The sequence below is a fragment of the Oceanidesulfovibrio marinus genome, from assembly GCF_013085545.1.
In the GTDB taxonomy this organism is placed as follows: domain Bacteria; phylum Desulfobacterota; class Desulfovibrionia; order Desulfovibrionales; family Desulfovibrionaceae; genus Oceanidesulfovibrio; species Oceanidesulfovibrio marinus.
In genome coordinates this window covers 295165-308424 of the sequence record NZ_CP039543.1, presented here as the reverse complement: position 1 = coordinate 308424, position 13260 = coordinate 295165, and the positions used below count along the sequence as shown (strand labels likewise).

Genomic DNA, 13260 nt, shown 5'->3' with positions numbered 1-13260 from the left:
GTCAGACTCCTGCTGATAAAACGATCCGTGTCGTTCTTAGGAAGTTTGTTGCTTGGTGATCTCTTCGGCCAGGTTGGCGGGCACACGTTCGTAATGGTCAAACTGCATGGTGAACGTGGCGCGGCCTTGCGTGCGAGAGCGCAGATCGGTGGCGTAGCCGAACATTTCGGCCAGCGGAACCTCTGCCTTAACGACCTGGGCGCCAGCGCGGGACTCCATGCTGGAGACACGGCCGCGACGTCCGTTGAGGTCGCCCATGACGTCACCGAGGTACTCCTCGGGGGTGACGACTTCCACCGCCATGATGGGCTCGAGCAGAGCCATGCCGGCCTGACGGCAGCCTTCCTTGAAGGCCATGGAGCCGGCGATGTAGAAGGCCTGCTCGGAGGAGTCCACCTCGTGGTAGGAGCCGAAGACCAGCTTGGCCTTCACGTCCACCACGGGGAAGCCGGCGTACACGCCGTTCTTCATGGCGTCCTGGATGCCCTTGCCGATGGACGGGATGTATTCCTTGGGAATGACGCCGCCCTTGATCTCGTCGGAGAACACGTAACCGTCGCCCGGCTCGCCGGGTTCGAGCTCCAGCACCACGTGGCCGTACTGGCCGCGACCGCCGGACTGCTTGGCGTACTTGTGGTCGATCTTGGTGGGCTTGGTCAGAGTCTCGCGGTAGGCGACCTGCGGCTTACCAACGTTCGCATTGACGTTGAACTCGCGCAGGAGGCGGTCGACGATGATTTCCAGATGGAGCTCGCCCATGCCGGAAATAAGGGTCTGGTTGGTGTCTTCGTCCGTCTTTACGCGGAAAGACGGGTCTTCCTTGGCGAGCTTGGCCAGCGCCTCGGAGAGGTGATCGCGGTCAGCCTTGGACTTGGGCTCGATGGCGACCTCGATAACCGCTTCGGGGATGTCGAGGGACTCGAGCACCACGGGGCGGGCCGGATCGCAGAGAGTCTGGCCGGTGGCCACGTCCTTCAGGCCGACGGCGGCGACGATGTCGCCTGCACCGGACCACTTTATTTCCTCACGCTTGTTGGCGTGCATCTTCAGCAGGCGGCCAATCCGTTCCTTGCGGCCGGTGGCGCCGTTGATGACGGTCATGCCGGACTCGATGTGACCGGAGTAGACGCGGAGGAACGTGAGGTGGCCCACATAGGGGTCGGCCATCAGCTTGAAGGCCAGCGCCGCCAGAGGCTCGTTATCGTCACAGGGGCAGGTGATCTCCTTGGTCTCGTCGTCGGGGTCCACGCCCTTGATGGCGTGAACCTGATCCGGCGAGGGGAGGTAGTCCACCACCGCGTCGAGCAGGGGCTGAACGCCCTTGTTCTTGAACGCGGAGCCGCACATGACAGGCACAATAGAGAGGTTGACGGTGGCCTGGCGCAGAGCGGCTACGAGCTCTTCGGCCGTGGGCTCCTCGCCGCCGAGATACTTCTCGAGCAGGGCCTCGTCTTCCTCGGCCACGGCCTCGAGCATCTCGAGACGCATGGACTCGTACATGTCCTGCAGGTCTTCCGGCACCTCCGTGGTCTCGTAGGTAGCGCCCAGAGACTCCTGGTCGAACATCAGGGCCTTGCCGGTGATCAGATCGACGATGCCGCGGAACTCGTCCTCGGAACCGATGGGGATCTGCAGCGGCACGGGCTTGGCCTTCAGGCGCGTCTTGATCATCTCCACACAGCGGAAGAAGTCGGCGCCGATGCGGTCCATCTTGTTGACAAAGCAGATGCGCGGGACCTTGTAACGATCGGCCTGGCGCCACACCGTCTCGGACTGAGGCTCAACGCCGGCCACGGCGTCGAACACCGCGACAGCGCCGTCGAGCACGCGCAGCGCACGCTCCACCTCGATGGTGAAGTCCACGTGACCAGGCGTATCAATAATGTTGATGCGGTGATCACGCCAGTAGCACGTGGTCGCGGCAGAGGTGATCGTGATGCCGCGCTCCTGCTCCTGGGCCATCCAGTCCATCGTCGCCTGACCGTCGTGAACCTCGCCGATCTTGTGCGAGACGCCGGTGTAGAACAGGATGCGCTCGGTAGTGGTAGTCTTACCGGCATCAATATGGGCCATGATGCCGATATTGCGCTGCTTGGGGATTGGGACGACGCGTGACACGGCTCGAACTCCTCGTTACCACCGGTAATGGGCGAATGCCTTGTTGGCATCGGCCATACGGTGAGTATCTTCTTTCTTTTTCACGGCGCCGCCGCGGTTGTTGTAGGCATCGAGCAGCTCTCCGGTCAGTCGGCCGGCCATGCCCTTCTCGCCACGGGCGCGGGCATAGTTGATGAGCCAACGAATGGCCAGAGCCACCTGACGCTCGGAGCGGACCTCCATAGGAACCTGGTAGGTCGCGCCGCCAACGCGGCGGGGCTTGACTTCCATGTGCGGCTTTACGTTGTCGAGGGCCTTCTCGAAGGCGCGCAGAGGCTCTTCGCTGGTCTTCTCGGCGAGCTCGCCCAGGGATTGATAAAAAATGCGCTCGGCCACGCTCTTCTTGCCATCAACCATAAGGCGGCTGATGAACTTTGCGGCCAGCTTGCTTTTGTAGATCGGATCAGGAGTGATCTCTCTCTTGGGTACGGATCCTTTGCGGGGCATGGCTTCCGTCCTCCGGTGCTATTTAGGACGCTTGGCGCCGTACTTGGAGCGGCCTTGACGACGGTCGGAGACGCCGGCCGTATCCAGGCTGCCGCGAACAATATGGTAGCGCACGCCGGGCAAGTCCTTGACGCGGCCGCCGCGGATCAGAACCACGGAGTGTTCCTGAAGGTTGTGGCCTTCACCGGGAATGTACGCTGTGACCTCGATGCCATTGGTCAGGCGGACACGTGCGACTTTCCGCAAAGCCGAGTTCGGCTTCTTAGGGGTCGTGGTATACACACGCGTACATACGCCGCGGCGCTGGGGGCATTCCAGAAGCGCGGGCGTTTTCTTGCGCTTGAGCACCTTGGCTCGTTGCTTGCGTACGAGCTGGTTAATGGTCGGCATGCAGCTTCCTCCACTTACGGGAATCAAGTTCTGTGCAAAGACAGAGGTAAATATGTGATCCACCGACGACTGTCAACAACTTTCAGACAAAAAAAATTGCGAATGCACCCATTCGTCACTCGGCGGGTGCGTTGCATGGGCCTCAAAAGGCCAAGGAGCGGCGCGCGGAAGGCTATGCCCCTTCGTCGTGGAATGCTGCTCATACAAGAGGATTTTACCGCTGGCAAGGAAAACCCGCACAAAATCCCGATTTTTCCCTGCCTTTCACCATTTTTTTCTCTTCTTTCCTTATATATGAGCACCCACAACACCCACGGCTTGACACCTTCCCTCGAAAGTTGGATGGTCTTTTGTCCAATCTTTCCAGCGAGTTTTCTAAACCCGAGCAGACACGATACCAGACGATGGCACCTTCATCCTGCGTAGCATGGGCCGGCAACCCCTATTTTTCCAACAGACTTTCCGCTCGCGGCTGGCGCATCGTCCACATCCCCCTGGCCGACGCCTTTATCGGCTGGGACGATGTGGTCGCCGCATGCGGGGGCGAACCATCGCTTTTCGTCCTGGGCGATCGCAGCTCCGTCCCGCTCCTCCGCAGCGTGGAGCGCTTCCCCTGCCCCACCGTGGCCATCTTTGTGGATACGCACATCCATAGCTGGCACCCGCTGTACGCCCAGGGATTCGACCTGGCCACCGTGGCCATGCGCGACCACATCGCCGCCTTCCGGGGCAGGCTGCTGCCCGACGATCGCCTGCGGTGGCTGCCGCTCTTTGCCCGCTCCGAGGACAAGCCCCGGCCGGAGATCGAGCAGGCGCACGACCTGCTTTTCGTGGGCAAGGTGGACGCGGAGCTGACCCCGGGCCGCTACCGCTTTTTGCACGATCTGGCCGAACGCGCGCCGCTGACCATGCTGCGCGGGCCCTACCGCGAGCTCTTCCCCACCGGCAAGCTGATCCTCAACGAGTCCGAACGCGGCGACCTGAACTTCCGCGTGTTCGAGGCTCTGGGTTGCGGCTGCTGTCTGCTTACCCCGGACGTGGGCCACGGCCTGCGCGAGCTTTTCACCGACGGCGAGGACCTCTTCCTCTACCCGCCCGGCGACGCAGATGCCGTGGCCGCGCTGACGCGTCAGCTGCTGGACGACGAGGCAACCCGCCGCCGCGTGGCTGCCTCCGGCCTGGCCAAGGTGGATGCGGCCCATCGGGACTTCCACCGCGCCGAGCAGTTCGAGCAGTGGCTCGACGGGTTTGACCTGCCCGCCCTGGCCGCGCACCGCCTGGCCAACGCCAGGCGCATCAAGCGCGAGTTCCTCAACGTCATCTACCTGCACCTCGCCGAGAGCTACGCCGGCACCCGGACAGCCGCGCTCTACCTGCGCGAGGCCAAGTCGCTCTAGGAAAAGGCACGGATTCTCCGGGGGAAACCTTTCTGAAGAGGCTTTCCCCCAGGCCCCCTTCCAAAGACTTTTATCTGCATTTATTGAAACGCGCCTGAACGCATCGCCGTGCCTCCTCCCCTGCCCTTTCCTGCCGCGTTCCCGGCAGGCTTTTCCGGCGTGCATCTTGCATAATCCACCGGAAACAGCGGCGCCACGTCTGCGCCGTACTGCTCAAGGAGGAGCACGCCTCATGGCAGAGTTCGATCCGGGGACGCTCAAGGCCCTGTCCGACATTTCCCGCCGCACGCCGAAGAAGGCCAACTGCGTCATCTTCATGGGCCGCATCGGCGGCGCGCTCATCGACAACGTGAAGTACGCGTTTCTCGACTGCGTGCGTCATTTTCCCGACCTGCAAGGGTTCTTCCTGACGCACGACCAGGCCCAGCGCGACTTGCTGGCGCGGCAGAATCTGCCCGTGCTCCTGTTCCCGGATACCGAGGCCGTGCAGATCTGCGCGCGTGCGTCCGTGGTGGTCAGCGACGACTTCTGGTGGCGCTCCCACAGCCCGGTGCACGCCCTGCTCGAAGAGGCGCGCACCTTCCAGCTCTGGCACGGCATCCCGCTCAAGGCCATCGGCTTTCCGGAGATCGAGTCCAGCGTGAACATGACGCCCGAGAAGGCCGAGTACCTGCGCGCCAACTACAGCGGGTACGACGCCGTGCTCTCCACCTCGCCCTACTTCACCGAGCACGCATTCGGCCGGGCCTTCGGGGCCAATGACTTCCCGGAGCTCGGCTACCCGCGCAACGACGCAATGCTCCGGCCGCCGGACAAGTACGACATGCTCAATGTGGACGTTGCGCTCTACGGCGAGCTGCGCCAACGCCGCAAGGAAGGCTGGCGGGTGGTCTTCTACATGCCCACCTTCCGCGACACCGGCGGCGATCCCTTCAGCGACGGCGCCATCAACCCCGGCAAGCTTGTGGAGTTCGCCAGGCGCAACAAGATCATCTTTGTCTGCAAGTTCCATCCGTACGTACAGGCGCGCATCGCCAGCAACGACCCGCATGTCCGGGTCTGCGCCTCGCACACTGACCCCTACCCCATGCTCCGCCTGGCCGACGCCCTGGTGACGGACTACTCCTCCATCTACTTCGACTATCTCCTGCTCAAACGGCCCATCGTCTACTTCCAGTATGACCACGAGGCGTACGTGACCAGGAACCGCGAGCTGATGCTGGACATGGATGACGTGACCCCGGGCATCAGGACCGCCGACGAGGAGGCGCTGTATGCGGCCCTCGCCAAGGTATTGGACCACGGGGACCCGCACGAGGCAGAGCGCGACGCGTTGCTGGCCCGGAGCTTTACGCACCACGACGACGGGGCCGGCAAACGCGTGAACCAGTACGTACTCGATCATTTGGTGGCCATGGCGGCGCAGAGCGCCGTCACGCCGCAAACCGCGTCCATCACGAGGAGGACGACAGCATGAAAGCGGTAATCCTGGCCGCCGGCGTCGGTAGTCGGCTGGGCCGTCCATTTCCCAAGTCGCTCTCCATCCTGCCCACAGGCGAGACCATCCTGGGCAGGCAGATACGCCTTTTCCGCGAGGCTGGCGTGCGCGAGATCATCGTTGTGGTGGGCTTCAAGAAGACGCTGATCATGGAGCAGCATCCCAACGTCTACTACCGTTACAACCCCGTGTTTTACATCACCAACACCTCCAAAAGCCTGCTCTGTGGGCTGGAGGATCTGGATGACGATGTACTCTGGGTCAACGGCGACGTGGTTTTCGATCCCGGCGTTGTCCAGGGGGTCATGGCTACAACGCACAACGTGGTGGCCGTGGATCGCAAAAAATGCGGCGAGGAAGAAGTGAAGTACCGCACGGACGAGGACGGCCGTATCACGGCCATCTCCAAGACCATTGAAAACGGCGAAGGCGAGGCCGTGGGCATGAACAAAGTGCTCGCCTCACACGTGCCGGCCCTGGCGCGCGCATTGGCGCGCTGCGAGGACCAGGACTACTTCGAGCGCGGGCTGGAGTACATGATCCGCGACAAGGTGCCGTTCAAGCCGCTGGACATCAGCGAGCACCGCTGCATCGAGGTGGACTTTCCGGAAGACTGGCATGCAGCGCAGCAAATGTTTGCCGGGTAGTGGGCCGGCTTAAGGCCGGACATCCTCCGCGGTCCGGCAGCAACATCAGTCAAAACGCTTCCAGACCGTTCGGTTCACATACCCGGTGTAGCTGATGATGGTACGCACCACCTTCCGGGAAACATCGTCCGCGCGGTAGTCCGCCGGCACCTGGAACTGGCGCTCGCGGCCCGGTTCCCGTTGGCTGGTAACCACGCGCACCGCCGTGAGCAGTGTCTCGGGATCGAGATCCGCCATCACGACGCTTCCCACATCCATGCCTTCCGGCCGCTCATGGGCCTGGCGCAGCATGACCGCAGGGAAATCCAGCAGAGCTGACTCCTCCGTGAGCGTGCCGCTGTCCGACAGGACGCAGTACGCGTTCTTCTGGAGCCTGATGTACTCGAAGAAGCCGAACGGCTTGTGCTGGAGGACGGAGTCCGGCAGCTTGCCGCCCAGTGCCTCCAGGCGCACGCGGGTGCGGGGGTGGACCGAAAAGACAACAGGCAGGGCGTACTCCGCGTCAAGCCTGCGGACGCACTCGAAGAGCCGTTCGAGATTCTTCTCGTCGTCCACGTTTTCCTCGCGGTGGCAGGACAGCACGAAGTAGCCGCCGGGTTCGAGCCCGGTTTCCGCCAGCACGCCGGAAGCCTCGATATCCGCGGCAAAGCGCTCCAGCACCTCCCGCATGGGCGACCCGGTCTTGATGACCGTCTCCGGGGAGATGCCCTCGCGGAGCAGGTAGCTGCGGGCATGCTCCGTGTACGGCATGTTGATGTCGCTCATGTGGTCGATGAGCGCGCGGTTGATCTCTTCCGGCACGCGCTGGTCAAAGCAGCGGTTGCCGGCCTCCATATGGAAAATCGGAATCTTGAGGCGCTTGGCAGCATAGGCGGCCATGCAACTGTTGGTATCGCCCAGGATAAGCATGGCGTCAGGGCGCTCGGTGCGAAGCACCTTGTCGAACGCAGCGATAGCCTTGGCCACAGCCTCCGCGGCCGTTTCGGCTGCCATTCCCAAAAAATGGTGCGGTTCCGGCAGCCCGAGCTGGTTGAAGAACACCTCGTTGAGCTCGTAGTCGTAGTTCTGGCCCGAGTGGACGAGTACGTGATCCAGGCGCTTTTCGAGTTCGGCGATGACACAGGAGAGCTTGATGAGCTCGGGACGTGTTCCCACAAGGGTCACGACTTTCATGGGCAGGCTCCGGTTGTGCTGGCGAGGGTGCCTTCTCGCTACAGAAGCATGGAATGTTTGTCGAGCAGGGCCCGCACCTCGTAGATGGGAACCACGGAGTCCTTGGAGCTGAAATCGCTGGAAAGCGCGATTTCCTCGGTCTCATCCGGACTGCGCAGCTCCGGCAGCATGGGCCGGATGACGTAGTAGTCGCCGCGGCGCACGGTGTTGAACGCCTCTTCTTCGGAAACCAGGATCTCGTGGAGCTTCTCGCCAGGGCGGATGCCCACGATGTCCACCCGGATGTCACGGTCGCCGATGAGCGCATGCGCCAGGTCCAGCACCGTGCCGGACGGGGCGATGGGAATGTAGAGCTCGCCGCGCAATGCGCCATTCGCGGCCGCGAACACGGTATCCACCGCCTCGTCGATGCTCATGAGGAAGCGCGTCATCTCGGGTCGCGTTATGGTCACGGGGCCGCCGCGCTGGATCTGGTCGTGGAACAGGGGGATGACAGAGCCGCGGGAAGCCATGACGTTGCCATAGCGTACGCCGATGAAGCGGGTGTCCGGGTTGAGGATGTTGGCGGCGATAACTGTCCGCTCCTGGATGGCCTTTGTCATGCCCATCACGTTGATGGGCTTGCAGGCCTTGTCCGTACTGATGGCGATGACCGTTTCTATGTCGAAGCTGTTCTCGTTTATGGCGCGGATGATGTTCGAGACACCGAGGCAGTTCGTGCGCACGGCCTGGGCCGGGAAGTACTCGCAGGTGGGCACCTGCTTGAGCGCAGCCGCGTTGATCACGACGTCCGCATCGCGCACGGCGCTGCACACATCGGCGTAGCTGCGCACATCACCGATACGGAATTCGAGCATCTGGCTGAAGTTGCTGTATATCTTTTCGTCGGTGACGATCTTGGACTTGGACAGGGACACGCGCATGTCGTGCTGCTTGGCCTCGTCGCGCGAGAAAACGATGACTTTTTTGGGGAGTCCCTCTTCGCCGGTCAGGATACGCCGTACGAGACGACCTCCCATGGAGCCGGTGCCGCCCGTTACCAGAACTGTCTTGTCTTTGAAATACATGCACTTATCTCCTTGATTTCGTGCTGGCCCCGGAGTGGCCTGCTCACTGTTTCAGCGCCGGGTGTTTTTCGGCCCGGAGCCTGGTTGCCAACTCCGAGATCATCTCGCGCCAGGCGGGAGGTGTATATCCAAATGTGCTGCGGAACCGCGAGGAATCGAGGCTCCGGTCGAGGGCCACGGCGTTGTCCGGTTCGATGTCGATGTCGAGGGCCAGGGCGTCACGGATCATGCACAACAGATCGTACTTCGAGATGGGCGCGGCCGAGACGTTGAACACTCCGCTGGCATCGCCCTCCCGCTTGAGCAGCATGATGATAATTCTGGACATCTCGTACGTGGTAAACCCGGAAAAGATGGCGCGGGTATAGCCGTGCACTGCGCCGCTCTGTGCAAGAAACCATTCGAGCAGGCCGCGTTTGGTGAACAGCTCGGGGCCGAAGATCGAGGTCCGCAATGTGAGTGCGCCCGGCCCCCCTACCTCACCCAGGGATTTCGTGCGGCCGTATACATCGCGGGCGTCATGCAGGTCGTTGTCCACGTACATGCCTTTGTCACCACTGAAGACACAGTCCGTACTCATATGGATGAGCCGCGCGCCGCGTTCGGCGCACATCTCGTACAGCGTATGGGGAAAGAGTGCATTGAGTGTGATGGCGGCCGCAGGGCGTGAGGCTTCGTCCCGTTGCTTGACCAGGCCGACGCAGTTGACCACGGCGTCGGGCGAGCAATCGTCCAGGACAGCCTGCAACGCGCTCTGGTCCAGCACGTCCACATTGAAATATGCGTGACGTGTAACGTACTCCGGGCAGTCCGCATACTTCTCGGGACTCCCGTGGAGCGTACAACACACGTCCCCGGACTCTCCCAGCGCTCGCACCAGCTGATGGCCCAGCATGCCGGCCCCGCCCAAAACCAATACAGCCATAAATCGTCACCCCAAAACGACGGATTACAGAGTTCGACCCGCAAACGGCCGGGCGCCATCTCGCTTCGCGAATGGCTTCAGCGGTCTTTGGCTAGCAAAAACCAAACCAAGACGAACGCCGTGGGCCTGCGCAACAGGGCTGGAACGAACGTGGTGCTACGGCATTTCCGGCACGCCGTGGCCCTACTCCAAATTTTTTTGTCGATATTGTATCATGGGTGATGCATATTCCCAATAACAGAACCAAACCAGCGCATTGGCATGGGTCATTTTCTTGACAGGGTGTGTGGAGGAGGCAGAGACTGCCACGACGCTGCATAATGCAGCTATATCAAAGTATTACAAATAAATTCGGACCAAGACAGAGGTCGTCCCCGTCAACAGCGTTGTCTTTAACACCATGGAAAGAATCTGAAAACCGCTCCTCTCCCATCGCTCAGAGCGGAAATAATTGTCCGCAGTACAGATTCCAGAAGAAATCGGGCATGCCGCGGAGAGGGGCGGACAGTTCTTCGTGAGACGCCTGCTGCCCCTCGATCCCAGTGAATGCGAAAGCAGCCGGCTCCCGGCGTTCAGACCCAGACGGCCCTGCATTGTCTCTTCCGTGCCCGGAAAATACCGGTCTGATCCTCGTGGGGGATTGCCTTGTCGTATGGGGAAAAATCACCACCATATTTCTACGGCTCTATACGGGCCACACAGGCAGGCATGCCGCTTGCAAAGGCCGTGGTGCCTGCTCTGTCGTTTATTTGAACATCGAACATTCATATCTTCATCAGGAGGCTGTATGAGTAAGCACCAACTGGCCAATGCCACCGAAGACATGCTGTACCCCCCGGCACAAGACGCGGCCTCCAACCTCATGTCCCTGACGTTCAAGCGGTACATCGACAACCTCAGAAAAGGCTTGCAGCTCCTGAACGAGGACGGTGTGCTGCGTTTGACCCAGTGCCTCAAACGCGCCTTTGCGGAGAATCGCCAGGTTTTCATCTGCGGCAACGGCGGCAGCGCGGCCAACTCCATACATATCGCCAATGATTTTCTCTACGGCGTTGGCCGGCACCTGGGCAAAGGGCTGCGTGTCCATTCACTGAGCGCCAACCCAGCGATCCTCACCTGCCTTGCCAACGACATCTCCTACGCCGAGATCTACTCCGAGCAGCTGCGCACCATGGCCGGAGAAGGCGACGTCCTGCTGATTCTTTCCGGCAGCGGCAACTCGCCCAACGTGCTCCGCGCTCTGGAAACAGCCCGCGAGCTCGGCATGGAGACCGCCGCCCTCCTGGGGTATGACGGCGGCGAATGTCTCAACTGCTGCGACATCCCTATCCACATCAAGCTCGATGACATGCAGGTGGCCGAGGACGTGCAGGTGGTGGTGGGCCATCTGCTCACCCGGTTGCTGCAGGAGTGGAGCAATGAGTAGCAGCCAGCTCTCCCTGGACGGGCACAAGCTGATCTACCATCCGGACCGCCTCGCGGACTTCCTGGCCGGCCGGGACATACGGCCGCTGTATGCGGAGATATCGCCCAACGGGCACTGCAACCATCGCTGCCTGTTCTGTAATTTCAACTACCTGGGCCACAAGAGCTTTTTCCCCGAGGGCCGCATGCCCGAGCTGGTCAAGGAGCTGGCGGCGGCCGGCGTCAAAGGCATCGTGTTTGCGGGAGCCGGCGAGCCCACCCTGCACAAAGATACCTTCGCCGCCGTGCACGCGGCTAAGGAGGCGGGCGCGGACGTGGCCATGAGCACCAACGGCGCCATGCTCACGCCGGAGCAGATCAACGCCATGGCCGAAGAGCTCACGTGGGTCCGTTTCTCCATCAGCGGCGGCACGCCGGAGAGCTACGCCCGGGTGCATCGCGGCCGGCCCGGCGACTTTGAAAAGGTGCTGAGCAACATCGCGCGGCTCCGCGAAGTGCGCGACCGCATCTCATCGCCGATTACCATTGGTTCGCAATGTGTGCTGCTGCCGGAAAACCACGAGGACATCCCGGCCCTGGCCGCCACGCTCAAGCAACGCGGCGCGCACTACTTCGTTATCAAGCACTTCTACCCGCACAATAAAAACGAGTATGCCCCGGATATGTCGTTCCTGACGGACGAGTACCTGGCCGGGCTGCAGGAGATGGCCGATTCCCTGACCACGGACGACTTTGCGTGCATCCTCCGCTCCAAGGATACGTTGCAGCGGAACCGCCCGTACACCCAATGCCACGGCCTGCCCTTCATACTCTATGTCCGAGAGGACGGATCGCTCTACTCGTGCTTTTCGCACCAGGACGACCCCAACACAGTACTTGGCGATGTGGGAAGCACGTCCTTTGAGGACGTATGGAACGCTGACAGGAAACAACAGGCCTTCGACTACATCAACAACACAATCGACAAGAGCCAATGCCAGTCCAACTGCCGGCACAATCAAATCAACCTGTGGCTGGATAAGCTGACGCCACCGCCGGCGCACGTGAATTTCATCTGATCGGAGCCTTTGTTGTGCAGGACACGATACTTGTTCTAGGCAGTAATTCGTTTTCAGGGTCCCATTTCGTGGCAACCGCCCTACGCAAAGGGCACCGCGTTCTGGGTGTCAGCCGTTCACCGGAGCCGCATCCCGTTTTTCTGCCGTACCGCACGGACCCGGACCTGGACCTGTCCCGGTTTCAGTTCGCGCAGTACGACGTGAACAACGACCTCGACGCGATCATGGAGCTCGTTCACGCCGAGAAGCCCGCGTACTTCGTAAACTTCGCCTCCCAAAGCATGGTTGCGGAAAGCTGGGAGCATCCCGAGCACTGGTTCCGCACCAACACGCTGTCCCAGGTGCTGCTTCACGATAAGCTGCGCCGCTGCGATTTCCTCAAGAAGTACGTGCACGTATCCACGCCGGAGGTGTACGGCTCCACAGAAGGCAACATCACCGAGGCAGCGCCCTACAACCCGAGCACGCCGTACGCCGTCTCCCGCGCCGCCGCAGACATGAGCCTCATGTCCTTCTACAAGGCCTACGACTTCCCCGTGGTGTTCACCCGTGCAGCCAACGTGTTCGGTCCGGGCCAGCAGCTCTACCGCATTGTTCCGCGCGCCGCGCTTCTGTTCCTCACCGGCGGAGTCCTGCCGCTGCATGGCGGCGGACGTTCCGTGCGTTCCTTCATCTACATAGGCGATGTCGCGGACGCCACGTTGGAAATCGCCCGCCGCGGCGCCCCTGGCAACGCATACCATCTGTCCACGGATCGCTACATCAGCATCCGCGACCTGGTGCATCTGATTGCGGACATGACCGGCGTGGACTTCGACACGCATGTGCGGATTACCGGGGACAGGCTGGGCAAGGACGCCGCCTACACGCTTGATTGCACCAAGGTCAGGCAGGAGCTGGGCTGGACGGCTACCACATCCTTGGAAGACGGAATCCGCCGGACCATCGACTGGGTCCGTGGCAACCTCGATTGTCTGCAACAACAACCGCAGGCATACGTCCACAAGCCGTAAACAGCGGGACGCATGCCCCACGGGACAGCCCGGCAAGACATAGGGCGCCTAACAACAAAGGCA

12 protein-coding genes are annotated in these 13260 nt (G+C 61.6%); 6 read left to right on the top strand and 6 right to left on the bottom strand.

Translation table 11 applies throughout. From position 1 onward, the window contains the following. Window positions 1–36: 36 nt before the first annotated feature. The 3 genes from fusA to rpsL are packed head-to-tail and all read right to left on the bottom strand — an operon-like array spanning window position 37 to window position 2994. Complete coding sequence (fusA, locus tag E8L03_RS01340) at window positions 37–2118, bottom strand: elongation factor G (RefSeq protein ID WP_144234833.1); 2082 nt, start codon at window positions 2116–2118, stop codon at window positions 37–39. A 15-nt stretch (window positions 2119–2133) separates the two neighbouring features. Next, window positions 2134–2604: a 30S ribosomal protein S7 gene (gene rpsG, locus E8L03_RS01335; RefSeq protein WP_144234834.1), complete on the bottom strand. Its 471-nt coding sequence runs from the start codon at window positions 2602–2604 to the stop codon at window positions 2134–2136. A gap of 18 nt (window positions 2605–2622) precedes the next feature. Beyond that, complete coding sequence (rpsL, locus tag E8L03_RS01330; protein ID WP_144234835.1) at window positions 2623–2994, bottom strand: 30S ribosomal protein S12; 372 nt, start codon at window positions 2992–2994, stop codon at window positions 2623–2625. A 404-nt stretch (window positions 2995–3398) separates the two neighbouring features. On the opposite strand from rpsL, the gene E8L03_RS01325 reads away from it, so the two are divergent. The 3 genes from E8L03_RS01325 to E8L03_RS01315 all read left to right on the top strand — a co-directional run bounded on the left by E8L03_RS01325 (window position 3399) and on the right by E8L03_RS01315 (window position 6536). Further along, window positions 3399–4391 carry a glycosyltransferase gene (locus E8L03_RS01325; protein WP_171266354.1) on the top strand — a complete coding sequence of 331 codons (993 nt, stop codon included), beginning with the start codon at window positions 3399–3401 and terminating at the stop codon, window positions 4389–4391. A gap of 232 nt (window positions 4392–4623) precedes the next feature. After that, a complete protein-coding gene (locus E8L03_RS01320; RefSeq protein WP_171266353.1) occupies window positions 4624–5868 on the top strand; it encodes a CDP-glycerol glycerophosphotransferase family protein in 1245 nt (414 codons plus the stop codon). Then, window positions 5865–6536, top strand: coding sequence for a phosphocholine cytidylyltransferase family protein (locus E8L03_RS01315; RefSeq protein WP_171266352.1), 672 nt, complete (start codon window positions 5865–5867; stop codon window positions 6534–6536). The genes E8L03_RS01320 and E8L03_RS01315 overlap by 4 nt, the downstream gene beginning before the upstream one ends. Before the next feature lie 45 nt (window positions 6537–6581). On the opposite strand, the gene wecB is transcribed toward E8L03_RS01315, so the two are convergent. Genes wecB through E8L03_RS01300 form a run of 3 tightly spaced genes read right to left on the bottom strand, consistent with a single transcriptional unit; the run spans window position 6582 to window position 9701 of the window. Then, on the bottom strand, window positions 6582–7709 hold the full coding sequence (wecB, locus tag E8L03_RS01310) for a non-hydrolyzing UDP-N-acetylglucosamine 2-epimerase (RefSeq protein ID WP_144234839.1): 1128 nt from the start codon (window positions 7707–7709) through the stop codon (window positions 6582–6584). A 38-nt stretch (window positions 7710–7747) separates the two neighbouring features. Then, a complete protein-coding gene (locus E8L03_RS01305; protein ID WP_171266351.1) occupies window positions 7748–8776 on the bottom strand; it encodes a polysaccharide biosynthesis protein in 1029 nt (342 codons plus the stop codon). 43 nt (window positions 8777–8819) lie between these two features. Continuing rightward, entirely contained in the window at window positions 8820–9701 is an 882-nt protein-coding gene (locus tag E8L03_RS01300) for a dTDP-4-dehydrorhamnose reductase family protein (RefSeq protein ID WP_171266350.1), read from the bottom strand. 787 nt (window positions 9702–10488) lie between these two features. On the opposite strand from E8L03_RS01300, the gene E8L03_RS01295 reads away from it, so the two are divergent. The 3 genes from E8L03_RS01295 to E8L03_RS01285 all read left to right on the top strand — a co-directional run bounded on the left by E8L03_RS01295 (window position 10489) and on the right by E8L03_RS01285 (window position 13197). After that, a complete protein-coding gene (locus E8L03_RS01295) occupies window positions 10489–11127 on the top strand; it encodes a D-sedoheptulose-7-phosphate isomerase (RefSeq protein ID WP_208738213.1) in 639 nt (212 codons plus the stop codon). Continuing rightward, the gene (locus E8L03_RS01290) at window positions 11120–12184 is read left to right on the top strand and encodes a radical SAM protein (protein ID WP_171266349.1); all 1065 of its coding nucleotides are present in this window, start codon (window positions 11120–11122) and stop codon (window positions 12182–12184) included. The genes E8L03_RS01295 and E8L03_RS01290 overlap by 8 nt, the downstream gene beginning before the upstream one ends. Before the next feature lie 68 nt (window positions 12185–12252). Next, entirely contained in the window at window positions 12253–13197 is a 945-nt protein-coding gene (locus E8L03_RS01285) for a GDP-mannose 4,6-dehydratase (RefSeq protein ID WP_216367928.1), read from the top strand. Window positions 13198–13260: the final 63 nt, after the last annotated feature.

Excerpts from the sequence above, each read along its gene's own strand:
- rpsG (WP_144234834.1), bottom strand. The coding sequence starts at position 2,604 with ATGCCCCGCAAAGGATCCGTACCCAAGAGAGAGATCACTCCTGATCCG.
- rpsL (WP_144234835.1), bottom strand. The coding sequence starts at position 2,994 with ATGCCGACCATTAACCAGCTCGTACGCAAGCAACGAGCCAAGGTGCTC.
- E8L03_RS01325 (WP_171266354.1), top strand. The coding sequence starts at position 3,399 with ATGGCACCTTCATCCTGCGTAGCATGGGCCGGCAACCCCTATTTTTCC.
- E8L03_RS01320 (WP_171266353.1), top strand. The coding sequence starts at position 4,624 with ATGGCAGAGTTCGATCCGGGGACGCTCAAGGCCCTGTCCGACATTTCC.
- E8L03_RS01315 (WP_171266352.1), top strand. The coding sequence starts at position 5,865 with ATGAAAGCGGTAATCCTGGCCGCCGGCGTCGGTAGTCGGCTGGGCCGT.
- wecB (WP_144234839.1), bottom strand. The coding sequence starts at position 7,709 with ATGAAAGTCGTGACCCTTGTGGGAACACGTCCCGAGCTCATCAAGCTC.
- E8L03_RS01305 (WP_171266351.1), bottom strand. The coding sequence starts at position 8,776 with ATGTATTTCAAAGACAAGACAGTTCTGGTAACGGGCGGCACCGGCTCC.
- E8L03_RS01300 (WP_171266350.1), bottom strand. The coding sequence starts at position 9,701 with ATGGCTGTATTGGTTTTGGGCGGGGCCGGCATGCTGGGCCATCAGCTG.
- E8L03_RS01295 (WP_208738213.1), top strand. The coding sequence starts at position 10,489 with ATGAGTAAGCACCAACTGGCCAATGCCACCGAAGACATGCTGTACCCC.
- E8L03_RS01290 (WP_171266349.1), top strand. The coding sequence starts at position 11,120 with ATGAGTAGCAGCCAGCTCTCCCTGGACGGGCACAAGCTGATCTACCAT.